Genomic DNA, 11,893 nt, shown 5'->3' on the forward strand with positions numbered 1-11,893 from the left:
TCAGTCGCGCGTACCCCGTGTCAGAACCCGCGTCACCAGATCGTCGAAATCATGGGCGAGGCGATCATTGATGCTGTCGAACCAGCTCAGCGCCATCGACGCGGGGATCGCCACGGCCATGCCGGCGGCGGTGGTCAGAAGCGCCTCCCAAATGCCTCCCGCCAGCGCGGACGGATCGGCCCGCGCGCCGCTGTCCTGCAACGCCTGGAACGCGTCGATCATGCCCAGAACCGTGCCGAGGAGACCCACAAGCGGCGCGATGGTGGCGATGAGGTCGAGCGCACGCAGACCGCTGCCCGCGTCCATCAGCGCGCCACGGGCGACGCGGGCGGTCTCGTCGCGGGCGTCCTCGGGGGGCAGCGTCTGGCTGGCCTGCATCGCGACTTTGACCACCCGGGCGCGCAATCCTGTTCGATTGCGCAAACTGGCAAGCGCGGTGTCGAATTGGCCAGCTTGCCAATCCCCAACCGCCGCTTCGGTCGCGTCGCGCCGCCATGCCCCCATGATCGACAGCCGCCACAGTTTCCACAGGATCAGGGCGAGGGTGACGATACTCAGCCCGGCGATGACCCAGAGTGCGGGGCCGCCGATGTTCAGGAAGGCTGTGATGTCGGTCATCATGCGGAAACGTCCTCGGGGCAGAGTGCGGCGATCAGGGCGTCAAGCCCGTCGGTCAAGGCGGCGGGGCCGGGTTGCAGGATCAGCGGCGATTTGATTTCGACGATGCGCCCGTGTGTGACCGCCGGGATCGCCTCCCAGCCGGGCCGCGAGGCGATCTTTTCGGGCCTCACCTTCTTGCCGCACCATGACGCGACAATCACATCGGGTGCGGCGACGATCACATCCTCAGGCGTCACAATACGGTCCTTGGCCGACGCCTCGTGCCGCAAATGGGCAAAGCAATCGGTGCCGCCTGCGATCTCGATCAGGTCCGACACCCATCCGATGCCGGTGATCATCGGATCGTCCCATTCTTCAAAATAGGCACGGGGGCGGTGGTCTGGCGCGCGGGCGCGCAGGTCGGCGATGCGGGACTCGTAGCCTGCTGCCAGCGCCTCGGCCCGGTCGGTGCAGTCGATCAGGCGGCCCAGGGTGCGGATCATGCGAAGGATGCCCGCCACGTCGCGCTGGTTGAAGGCCATGACCTCGATGCCCTCGCGGATCAGGGCGGCGGCGATGTCGGCTTGCAGGTCGGAGAAGGTGAGCACCAGATCGGGCTGAAGCGCGATGATCTTGGGAATGTCGGCCGAGGTGAAGGCCCCGACGCGCGGCTTTTCCTGCCGCACGCGTTTCGGGCGTACGGCATAGCCGGTGACGCCGACGATGCGGTCCTCCTGCCCAAGCAGGTAGAGCGTCTCGACCGTTTCCTCGGTCAGGCAGACGATGCGCTGCGGTGCCGTCACGTCAGTACTCCCATCGCCTGAACAAGAGGGCCCGTGGGCGTGGGCACGATCGTGGCGCGCAGGCGGAAGACATCGGCCAGCATGTCTTCTGTGAGCACGTCGTCGCAGGGTCCATCCGCAACGATCCGGCCCTGGTGGATTACCACCAGACGGGTGCAATAGCGTGCGGCAAGCGACAGGTCGTGCAGAGAGGTGAACACGGCGCGGCCTTCCTGCGCCAGCGTTTGAAACACCTCGAGCGTGGCGATCTGTGCCGCCGGGTCCAGACCCGCGATGGGTTCATCGGCCAGCAAAAGTGGTGTCTCCTGCGCCAGGGTGCGGGCGATCAGGACGCGGGCCTGTTCGCCCCCCGACAGTTGCGTTGCGATGCGGGTGCGGAAATTGGTCAACCCCATGCGGGACATGGCGGCGTTTACGGCTTTTTCATCTTCCGTGCCTAAAGATGCGCCTCGGGCAAGATACGGAAGGCGCCCCAATGCGACGACACGTTCCACGGACATAGGCCACGCGATTTCGCGTGTCTGCGGCAGCCAGGCGGCCTGGGCGGCGCGGTCCCTGGCGGGCAGATCAGACAGGGTGCTGCGCCCTCCGTGTGGAAGAAGGCCAAGTGCACCGCGCAGGAGCGAGGTCTTGCCCGCGCCGTTGGGGCCGATCAGGCCGACACATTCGCCTTGGGCGATAGAGAAGGAGGCATTGTCGACAACCGGGCACTCACCGCGCCTGACCGTCAGGTTGTGCACCGACAGGAGGGTCATGCGATTTCCCTCCGTGTCTTGTAGATGAGGTGCAGGAAGAGCGGCGCGCCGATGAGCGCCATGACGACCCCGAGTTTCAGGTCGCGCTCAGGCAGGACCAGCCGGGTCACGAGGTCGGCGGCCAGCACCATCGCCGCGCCGCCAAGCGCCGAGGCCCAGAGCAGAGTCGAGGGGCGGCCTTGGGCAAAGCGGCGCAGGAGGTGCGGCACGACGAGGCCGACAAAGCCCACAGCCCCGGCCACGGCGGTCGCCGCGCCCACGGCAGCGGCTGTGCCGAAGAGAAGTTGCAGGCGCAGGCGGGAGAGCGAGATGCCCATTGCCTCTGCCGCGTCCTCGCCCAGGGTCAAGGCGTCGAGGCCGCGACCGAGACCAGCCAGCGCGGCCCAGCCCAGCGCCATGATCGGCAGCGCAAGCCAGACATGGGTCATCGCCCGATTGGCGACCGAGCCCATCATCCAGAACATGATTTCGGACGCGGCATAGGGGTTGGGTGACAGGTTCAGTGCGAGCGAAGTCAGCGCCGCGGCAAAGGCTGAGATGGCGATGCCTGCGAGGATCAAGGTCAGTGACGATCCGCGCGGACCGGCCAGTATCAGGATCAGGCCGACGGACAGTGCCGCGAAGGCCAATGCTGTCACTGGGAGGGCGAGAAGATATAGAGAGGCAAAGCCCGTTTGCAGCGCGATCACCGCGCCCAACGCCGCCGAGCCTGACACGCCGATCAGCCCCGGTTCGGCCAAAGGGTTGCGCAGAAACCCCTGCATCGCCGCTCCGGCCAGACCCAGCGACAGGCCGACCATCGCGGCCAACAGGGTGCGGGGCAGGCGGATCTCCTGCATGATGGTGACGTAGAGCGGATTGCCCTGACCAAAAAGCGCGGCAATGCCTCGGGGAAACGAGATCGCGGCATAGCCCACGAAGAGCGATGCCAGGAACATCGCTGCCGTCAGGACCATCAGCGCAATAAAGAGCTTCACCGCTCTGCCTCCCGCGCATCGAACATATCAAGCCTTCGGGTCAGACCCAAAGACGGTGACTGTCACCACACCGGAGTACCGTCACATCCCGCGCACCCCGCGCGAGTGTAGGGTGATCTGTCACGGCAGGTCTCCTGACTTGCGGGTCGGGGCGTGTGTCGGGCCTTCCCGGTTTCCCAGTGGCATATGCCGAACACGCTCGCCGCTTACAGTTGCGGGGGCAGTCGTGGGGTTTCACCACGTTCCCTTTTCACCGGGGTTGGCCCGGACCATGACGCATCCGGCGTACAACCGGGCAGATCGCAATGCAAGCTTTGACGATCCGTGGTGGGGCATGGGAAACGATGGGACGTGCTGCTCGATTCAGGTTTGGTGACTCGAATCAAAGTGCTGATTCTGGCCGATTCAGGGGGTAATCGGCATAATCGCGCAGTCAAAAATCTTGCCGAGCCTTGATGTTCTTGGTTTGTTTGTTGCCCCTGTGGGAAAATATGGGCAACAATGGTGCGCGGATCACATGACTATATCTAGTATGTGATCTGGCGTGAATTGGCCTATTTGGCAAAATTCCGCCCGATTTGGCACAAGATGCTGTTCTGTGGCTGTGTCCGAAACAGCATGTAGACGCGAATTCCCATAAAAAACTGTTGCGACCCATGCTTTCCCATGGCATCCCTACTTCACGAGATGAGAGCAGGAACAGCAAACGAGGCGCACAGACCTCGACGCGGTATCCAAATAATAAAAAAAGCAGGTTTCATACAGGCACCCGCTTTCATCAAACACAGAGATCCGGCGCGCGGGCGAGCAGACATCCCCCCAGGTGGCGCGCGCAGTCGGACTTCCCGGACACGGGACTCGGACGGCGGGTTGATCAGTGGCAGCAGATCAACCCGCCGTTTCCGTTTCCAGGGCTTAGAGATTTGAAAGGACCGGTTGGGCAGTGACCCGGAAGCTGAGGTTCAGAGGTGAAAGTCATCACAAGGTTGATGGCAAGGGTCGGGTGTCCATCCCGGCCTCGTTTCGCCGTGTCCTCGAAGCCGGTGATCCGAATTATACCGAAGGTTTGAACCCCGAACTGGTCATCGTCTACGGCGACAAGCGCCGCAAATACCTTGAATGCTACACGGTCGAGGCCATCGAAGAGGTGGACGAGAAGATCGAGGCGCTCCCGCGTGGATCGGTCGAGCGCCGGATGCTGCAACGTCTGTTCAATACACAATCGCACGCCACCAGCGTGGACGAGACCGGGCGTCTGGTCCTGCCGGCAAAGTTGCGCGAGAAGATCGGGCTGTCCTCCGAGGCCCTGTTTACCGGGGCGGGCGACACGTTCCAGATCTGGGAGCCGTCGACCTACGAGGCCGAAGAGCTGGCAGCGACGGAGGAGTGGCTTGACGAGTTGCCGGACGATGTCGATCCGCTCATCTTCCTGGACCAGCAGCCGGGGGGCTGATCGGATATGTCTGCTGCCGCTGCCACACCTTCCCACGATCCTCACATTCCCGTCCTCCTTGCTCCGCTGTTGCGGGCGGTGGCGCCGGTCGCAGGTGTCTGGATCGACGGCACCTTCGGCGCGGGCGGTTACGCACGCGGGCTGATCGAGGCCGGGGCCGACACCGTCATCGGGATTGATCGCGACCCGCTTGCGCACGAGATGGCGGCGGAATGGTTGCCGAAGTTCGAAGGCCGGATCGTGCTGCACCAGGCCAATTTCGCCGAGATGGACCAGATCGCGTCGGATGTGGACGGGGTCGTGCTGGACCTGGGCGTGTCGTCGATGCAGCTCGATCAGGCAGAGCGCGGGTTTTCCTTCATGAAGGACGGCCCTCTCGACATGCGAATGGGGCAGGACGGGCCGTCCGCTGCGGATATCGTCAACACCGCGGACGCGTTCGATATTGCAGATATTCTCTACACTTACGGCGAAGAACGTGCCTCGCGGCGGATCGCCAAGGCCATCGTCGCGGCGCGCACGATCAGCCCGATCACCCGCACCCTGCAACTGGCCGGGATCATCGAAACCTGCCTGCCGCGCCCGAAGCCGGGGCAGTCGCACCCGGCCACGCGCAGTTTCCAGGCGTTGCGCATCGCGGTGAATGACGAATACGGCGCGCTGATGGAAGGTCTCATGGCCGCCGAGCGGGCGTTGAAGCCGGGCGGGCTTCTGGCGGTGGTGAGTTTTCATTCGGTCGAGGACCGGATGGTCAAACGGTTCATGCAGGCCCGTGCCGGGCAGACCGGGCGCGCCAACCGCTATGCGCCCGAGGTCGAGGCCGAAACACCGGCCTTCGAGATCGTGACCCGCAAGGCCGTCGGGCCGGACGATGACGAACTGGCCGTGAACCCGCGTGCGCGGTCGGCCAAGCTGCGCGTGGCGCGGCGCACGGATGCGCCTGCGGGCGAGATCGATGCAGGGCAGATCGCCCTGCCGCAACTGAAGGAAGATCGCTGATGCGTTCCCTGCTTTATGTCCTGACGTTCCTGACCGTCATCGGCGCGGCGTTCTGGGCCTATCACGAGAACTACAAGACTCAGGCTGCACTGGGCGAGGCGCAGACGGTGCGCGCGAATATCGCGGATGCGCGGGCGCGGCTGTCCGTTCTCAAAGCCGAGTGGGCCTATCTGAACCGCCCCGACCGGTTGCGCGACCTAGCCGAAGTGAATTTCGAACGGCTGGGGCTGATGCCGCTGGAGCCTGACCAGTTCGGGCGTGTCGACCAGATCGCCTATCCGCGACCTCCCGAACTGCCGATCACCGACCCGATCGAGCTCTCGAGTGCCGGGGCCGAGGAGCAAGAGCCATGATTCGCACGCCGCTTCGCCCTCTGGCCCGCATCCTCGACGCCCGCCGCAAGGGCGAAAATCCGGACGCCATCGAGCGCGAGAACCTGCGCATCCGGCACGAACAGATGCGCGACAAGGCGAGATCGCGCGCCGAAGGGCGGTTATTGATGATGGCGGTGATGTTCTTCTGCGCATTCGGGGTCGTGGGCGCGCGCATGGGCACGCTGGCTGCGTCAGAGCCGGAAGAGCCGCGCGCTCAGTCCACCGGCGCGTCGATCATCGCGAGCCGGGCCGATATCGTGGACCGGCAAGGGCGCATCCTGGCCACCAACATGGAGACCTATTCGCTTTACGCGCATCCGCAGCAGATGGTCGATCCCCTTCGCACGGCACAGGAATTGGTCAAGATATTCCCGGAGCTTAGCGAAGAACGTTTGCGCAAAGACTTCACTGGCAAGCGCAAGTTCATGTGGGTACGCAAGAAATTGAGCCCCGAGCAGAAGCAGCAGGTGCATGACATCGGCGAACCGGGCCTCTTGTTCGGCCCGCGCGAGATGCGGCTTTACCCCAATGGCGCGGTGGCGTCGCATGTGCTTGGTGGGGCGTCCTTCGGGCGTGAAGGCGTGCATTCCGCCGAGGTGATCGGAACGGCGGGGATCGAGAAATACTTTGACGCCCAATTGCGCGATCCCGCCCGCGAGGGTGCCCCGCTCGAGCTGTCGCTGGACCTGACCATCCAGGCTGCGACGGAACGGGTGCTGCTGGGTGGTATGAAGCTGATGAATGCCAAGGGCGCCGCGAGCGTCCTGATGGACGTTCATACCGGCGAGGTGATCGCCATCGCGTCTCTGCCGGATTTCGATCCGAACGATCGGCCCCGGCCGTTGACGCAGGGCGAGGCCGCCGACAGCCCGCTTTTCAATCGCGCGGTTCAGGGCGTGTATGAGTTGGGCTCGACCTTCAAGATCTTCACCTCCGCACAGGCGCTCGAACTTGGGCTGGTGCATCCCGAAACGGTGATCGACACGTCCGGGCCGATGAAGGTCGGCGGGTTCCGGATCGGTGAATTCGGCAACAAGAATTACGGCCCGCTTTCGGTGTCTGACATCATCGTCAAAAGCTCCAACCGGGGAACCGGGCGGCTGGCGCTCGCCATCGGCAGCACCCGTCAGCAGGAGTTCCTGTCGAGCCTTGGCTTCTTCGAGCCGACCCCGCTCGAGATCGTGGAGGCGGAAGGCGGCAAGCCGCTCTTGCCGACGCGCTGGCAGGAACTGTCGAGCGTGACGATCTCCTACGGGCACGGGCTGTCTTCGAGCCCGCTGCACCTTGCCGCCGGGTATGCGGCGATCGCCAATGGTGGCTACAAGGTTGAGCCGACGCTGCTCAAGCAAGCGGGGCCGAAGCTCGGGCCTCGGGTGATGTCCGAACGGGTCGCGCGGCAATCGCTGGATATGCTGCGGAAAGTCGTGACCGAAGGTACGGCGAGCTTTGGCGAGGTGCCGGGCTATTCCGTGGGCGGCAAGACCGGCACGGCGGACAAGCCCAAGGCTCGTGGCGGTGGGTATTACAAGGACAAGGTCATCAACACCTTCGCGTCGGTCTTTCCCACAAACGATCCGAAATACGTGCTGATCGTCACGCTGGACGAACCGGTCGAAACCAGCGGCACCGAGCCGCGCCGTACCGCTGGGTGGACCGCCGTTCCCGTCGCCGCCGAAATGATCCGCCGCATTGCCCCGCTTCTGGGCTTGCGCCCCGAGGTCGAAACGCGGCATTTGGAGCAGATCATCAACACCTCGAACTGAGGGCGCAGGCCCCCGGCGAGGCACAAGATACGAGGGAGTGCGTCATGGGGGCAGACGCCAAGAGCCTGACAGACCTTGGTCTGACGGCGCGCGGTGGGGCCGAGGCCTTTGTCACGGGGTTGGCCGTGGACAGCCGCGACGTGAAAGAGGGCTATCTTTTTGCCGCCTTGCCGGGCACCAAGATGCATGGCGGTGAATTCATCCAATACGCCTTGCGCATGGGGGCTGCGGCCATCCTGACCGACGTCGAGGGGGCCGAGATCGCCAAGGAAGACCTAGCGGCCTCGACCGCCGCGGTGGTGATCGCCGCCGATCCGCGCCAGACGCTGGCCTTCACCGCAGCGCTTTGGTTCGAAAGCCAGCCCGACATCATGGTCGCGGTGACCGGCACCAACGGAAAGACCAGCGTGGCGAGTTTCGTGCGGCGCATCTGGCAGTTGCTGGGGCATCCGGCTGTCAATCTGGGCACCACGGGTGTCGAAGGGGATTGGCAACTGCCGTTGATGCACACCACGCCGGAACCCATCACCCTGCACCGCGCGCTTGCGGGGGCGGCTGCGGCGGGCATCGACCATGCGGCGATGGAGGCGTCCTCGCACGGGCTGGCGCAGCGGCGACTTGACGGGGTCAATCTGCGCGCGGCGGGATTCACCAACTTTACGCAGGATCATCTGGATTACCACGAGAGCTTCGAGGCGTATTTCGACGCCAAGGCGGGTCTTTTCGCGCGCGTGCTGCCCGAGGACGGGATCGCGGTGATCAATATCGACGACGCGCGCGGGGTGGACATGGCGTCGATCGCGCGGGCCCGCGGGCAGGAGATCATGACCGTCGGGCGCGATATCGGGGCGGACATGACGCTTCTGGGACAGCGTTTTGACGCCACCGGACAGGACGTCCGCATTCGCTTTGGCGGTGAGACGTTCCAGACGCGGTTGAACCTGATCGGCGGCTTTCAGGCCGAAAACGTTATGGTGGCGGCGGGTCTTGTGATCGCCAGCGGTGCTGCGCCGGACCGGGTCTTCGCGGTGTTGCCCGAGCTTGAGACCGTGCGGGGCCGCATGCAGCTTGCCGCGACACGCAGCAACGGGGCGGCGGTTTACGTGGATTATGCCCACACGCCCGATGCCGTGGCGACCGCCTGTCAGGCGATCCGCCCGCATGTGATGGGACGCTTGGTGGCGATCATCGGCGCAGGCGGTGACCGCGATCCGGGCAAGCGGCCCTTGATGGGTGCAGCGGCGGCAGAATTCGCCGATCAGGTCATCGTCACGGACGACAACCCGCGCACCGAAGACCCCGCGTCGATCCGCGCGGCCGTTCTGGAAGGCGCGCCCGAGGCGACCGAGGTGGGCGACCGGGCCGAGGCGATCCTGCGCGGCGTCGATGCCGTGGGGCCGGGCGACGCGCTCTTGATCTGCGGCAAGGGGCACGAGACCGGCCAGATCGTCGGCACGACCATCTACCCCTTCGACGATGCGGAACAGGCCAGCGTGGCGGTGGCGGCGCTGGACGGGAAACTGGCATGACCTTGTGGACCAGCGCAGAGGCCGTTGAGGCGACGGGTGGGACGTCAACGGCTGACTGGACGGCAACGGGGGTGTCCATCGACACACGCACGATCCAACCCGGAGACCTGTTCGTGGCATTGACCGCGGTGCGCGACGGGCATGATTTCGTGGCGCAGGCCTTGGAAAAGGGGGCTGCGGCGGCCCTGGTCAGCCGGGTGCCCGACGGCGTGGCAAAGGATGCGCCGCTGCTGATCGTGGACAAGGTACAGACCGGGCTTGAAGCCTTGGGCCGTGCGTCGCGCGCACGGACGGCGGCCAAGGTGGTGGGTGTCACCGGATCGGTTGGCAAGACCTCGACAAAGGAAATGCTGCGCACGGTTCTGGGCGCGCATGGCCGGGTGCACGCGGCCGAGGCCAGCTACAACAACCATTGGGGCGTGCCGTTGACGCTGGCGCGGATGCCGCGCGACGCCGAGTTCGCGGTGATCGAGATCGGCATGAACCATCCCGGTGAAATCGCGCCGCTGAGCAAGCTGGCGCGTCCGCACGTGGCTTTAGTGACGATCGTCGCGCCAGCGCATCTGGAGGCGTTCGAGAGCATCGACGGGATCGCGCATGAAAAAGCGTCGATCTTCGACGGGCTGGAACCCGGCGGCGTGGCGATCTGGAACGGGGATTTGCCCACCAGTCCGATCCTGAAGGCGCGGGCCGAGGAGAAGGCGGCGCTCAGCGTGTCGTTCGGCGAAGGCGCGGGCCGCGACATGCGCGTGACCTCGGTACGGGAGCTCGATGGCCATAGCGTTGCGCAGGCCGAGTTTGACCATGGTCAGCTGCTTTACAAGATCGACGCGCCGGGTCGGCATTTCGCCATCAACGGGGCTGCGGTTCTGGCCGTGTGCGAGGTGCTGGATCTGGACCGGGCGCTGTCGCTGGCGGCGATGGGGCGCTGGCACCCCGGTGCGGGGCGCGGGGCGCATGTGACGATCCAGCTTGACGCGGCGGACCCGAAGGCAACGCTGTCGCTCTTTGACGATGCCTATAACGCGAACCCGGCCTCGGTCGCTGCGGCTTTGGCCGTTCTCGCGGCAGCACCGGTGCAGCATGACGTGGGCCGGGTCAGCCGGGGGCGGCGCATCGCCGTTCTGGGCGACATGAAGGAACTGGGGCCGACCGGACCGGAGCTCCACGCGGCGCTGGCCGATCTGGATGCGACACGGGTTCTAGACAAAATACATTGCGTCGGTCCGCTGATGCGGCACCTTCACGACGCGCTTCCCGAAGAGCGCCGTGGCCTGTGGTTCGAAACCTCCGATGACATGGCCGCCCGGCTGCCCCGCCAGCTTGACGCAGGGGACGTGGTGATGGTCAAGGGATCGCTCTCCATGCGGCTGGCCCGCGTGGTTGACGCCATCCGCAATATGAGCCAAGGCAACGCGCGCGACGAGGCGGAAGGATAAAGATCTCATGTTGTACTGGTTGACCGCGCTGTCGGACGGGGGCGATTTCTTCAACCTCTTTCGCTATATCACCTTCCGGGCGGGCGGTGCGTTCCTGACGGCATTGCTGTTCGGGTTCTTCTTCGGCAAGCCGCTCATCAACGTGCTGCGCAAGCGTCAGGGCAAGGGGCAGCCGATCCGCAGCGACGGACCCGAGGGGCATTTCTCCAAGGCGGGCACGCCGACGATGGGGGGGCTTCTGATCGTCGGAGCGCTTTTGACCTCGACCTTGCTTTGGGCGCGGCTGGACAACCCGTTCGTGTGGATGGTGCTCTTCGTCACCATGAGTTTCGCGCTGATCGGGTTCGCCGATGATTATGCCAAGGTCAAGAAGCAGAACACCGCAGGTGTGTCCGGTAAGGTGCGATTATTGCTTGGATTTCTGATCGCAGCCATCGCCGGGTACTGGGCCGCGCAATATCACCCGTCGGAACTGACGAACCAGTTGGCGTTCCCGGTGTTCAAGGACACGCTGCTGAATCTCGGCTATCTTTTCGTGCCTTTCGCGGTGATCGTCATCGTGGGTGCCGCCAACGCGGTGAACCTGACCGATGGGCTTGACGGGTTGGCGATCATGCCGGTGATGATCGCGGCCGGCACGCTTGGCGTTATTGCCTATGCGGTGGGACGGGTCGACTTTACCGAGTATCTCGACGTGCATTACGTGCCCGGAACCGGCGAAATCCTGATCTTTACCGCAGGCATCTTCGGCGGCGGGCTTGGCTTTTTGTGGTACAACGCGCCGCCTGCGGCGGTGTTCATGGGCGATACCGGGTCTCTGGCGCTTGGCGGCGCCCTGGGCGCAATCGCGGTGGCGACCAAGCACGAGATCGTGCTGGCCATCGTTGGCGGCCTGTTCGTGGTCGAGGCGCTGTCGGTGATCATCCAGGTGCTCTATTTCAAACGCACCGGCAAGCGCGTGTTCCTGATGGCGCCGATCCATCATCATTACGAGAAGAAGGGTTGGGCCGAGCCGCAAATCGTGATCCGGTTCTGGATCATCTCGCTCATCCTTGCGCTGATCGGGTTGGCGACCTTGAAGGTGCGCTGACGCGCGCGGATTGCCTCGTCCTTACGCCTTCGGCGACGTCCTCGGGCCAATGGTGGGGGGACGCCCGTGCCACACGGCGCGCAGGTTGCAGCGGCGCGTTTGCATATTTGG

At 64.7% G+C, this 11,893-nt stretch carries 11 protein-coding genes and 1 riboswitch; of the genes, 7 read left to right on the forward strand and 4 right to left on the reverse strand.

What is annotated here, in order from left to right; translation table 11 throughout:
* Genes Q1B16_RS14285 through Q1B16_RS14300 form a run of 4 tightly spaced genes read right to left on the reverse strand, consistent with a single transcriptional unit; the run spans position 1 to position 3,114 of the window.
* Positions 1–621, reverse strand: a complete 621-nt coding sequence (locus Q1B16_RS14285) for a MotA/TolQ/ExbB proton channel family protein (RefSeq protein WP_299789986.1) — start codon at positions 619–621, stop codon at positions 1–3.
* A complete protein-coding gene (locus tag Q1B16_RS14290; protein ID WP_299789989.1) occupies positions 618–1,403 on the reverse strand; it encodes a cobalamin-binding protein in 786 nt (261 codons plus the stop codon). The genes Q1B16_RS14285 and Q1B16_RS14290 overlap by 4 nt, the downstream gene beginning before the upstream one ends.
* Positions 1,400–2,158, reverse strand: a complete 759-nt coding sequence (locus Q1B16_RS14295) for an ABC transporter ATP-binding protein (RefSeq protein ID WP_299789992.1) — start codon at positions 2,156–2,158, stop codon at positions 1,400–1,402. Before Q1B16_RS14295 ends, Q1B16_RS14290 begins: the two co-directional genes overlap by 4 nt.
* Positions 2,155–3,114: an iron ABC transporter permease gene (locus Q1B16_RS14300; RefSeq protein WP_299790832.1), complete on the reverse strand. Its 960-nt coding sequence runs from the start codon at positions 3,112–3,114 to the stop codon at positions 2,155–2,157. Before Q1B16_RS14300 ends, Q1B16_RS14295 begins: the two co-directional genes overlap by 4 nt.
* Positions 3,115–3,241: 127 nt before the next feature.
* A riboswitch (cobalamin riboswitch) is annotated at positions 3,242–3,424 on the reverse strand.
* Positions 3,425–4,078: 654 nt separating this feature from the next.
* On the opposite strand from Q1B16_RS14300, the gene mraZ reads away from it, so the two are divergent.
* From mraZ to mraY, 7 genes are read left to right on the forward strand one after another with little or no spacing between them, the layout of a single operon-like run.
* Positions 4,079–4,588, forward strand: coding sequence for a division/cell wall cluster transcriptional repressor MraZ (gene mraZ / locus Q1B16_RS14305; RefSeq protein WP_299789995.1), 510 nt, complete (start codon positions 4,079–4,081; stop codon positions 4,586–4,588).
* 6 nt (positions 4,589–4,594) lie between these two features.
* Positions 4,595–5,587 (forward strand): 16S rRNA (cytosine(1402)-N(4))-methyltransferase RsmH, encoded by a 993-nt coding sequence (gene rsmH / locus Q1B16_RS14310; RefSeq protein WP_299789998.1) that lies wholly within the window; start codon positions 4,595–4,597, stop codon positions 5,585–5,587.
* Positions 5,587–5,940, forward strand: a complete 354-nt coding sequence (locus Q1B16_RS14315) for a cell division protein FtsL (protein ID WP_299790001.1) — start codon at positions 5,587–5,589, stop codon at positions 5,938–5,940. Before rsmH ends, Q1B16_RS14315 begins: the two co-directional genes overlap by 1 nt.
* Positions 5,937–7,724, forward strand: a complete 1,788-nt coding sequence (locus tag Q1B16_RS14320) for a penicillin-binding protein 2 (RefSeq protein WP_299790004.1) — start codon at positions 5,937–5,939, stop codon at positions 7,722–7,724. Before Q1B16_RS14315 ends, Q1B16_RS14320 begins: the two co-directional genes overlap by 4 nt.
* 44 nt (positions 7,725–7,768) lie before the next feature.
* On the forward strand, positions 7,769–9,253 hold the full coding sequence (locus Q1B16_RS14325; protein WP_299790007.1) for a UDP-N-acetylmuramoyl-L-alanyl-D-glutamate--2,6-diaminopimelate ligase: 1,485 nt from the start codon (positions 7,769–7,771) through the stop codon (positions 9,251–9,253).
* A complete protein-coding gene (gene murF / locus Q1B16_RS14330) occupies positions 9,250–10,692 on the forward strand; it encodes a UDP-N-acetylmuramoyl-tripeptide--D-alanyl-D-alanine ligase (protein WP_299790010.1) in 1,443 nt (480 codons plus the stop codon). Before Q1B16_RS14325 ends, murF begins: the two co-directional genes overlap by 4 nt.
* A 7-nt stretch (positions 10,693–10,699) precedes the next feature.
* Entirely contained in the window at positions 10,700–11,782 is a 1,083-nt protein-coding gene (mraY, locus tag Q1B16_RS14335; protein ID WP_299790015.1) for a phospho-N-acetylmuramoyl-pentapeptide-transferase, read from the forward strand.
* Positions 11,783–11,893: the final 111 nt, after the last annotated feature.

It is taken from the genome of uncultured Marivita sp., assembly GCF_947488135.1.
GTDB lineage: Bacteria > Pseudomonadota > Alphaproteobacteria > Rhodobacterales > Rhodobacteraceae > Marivita.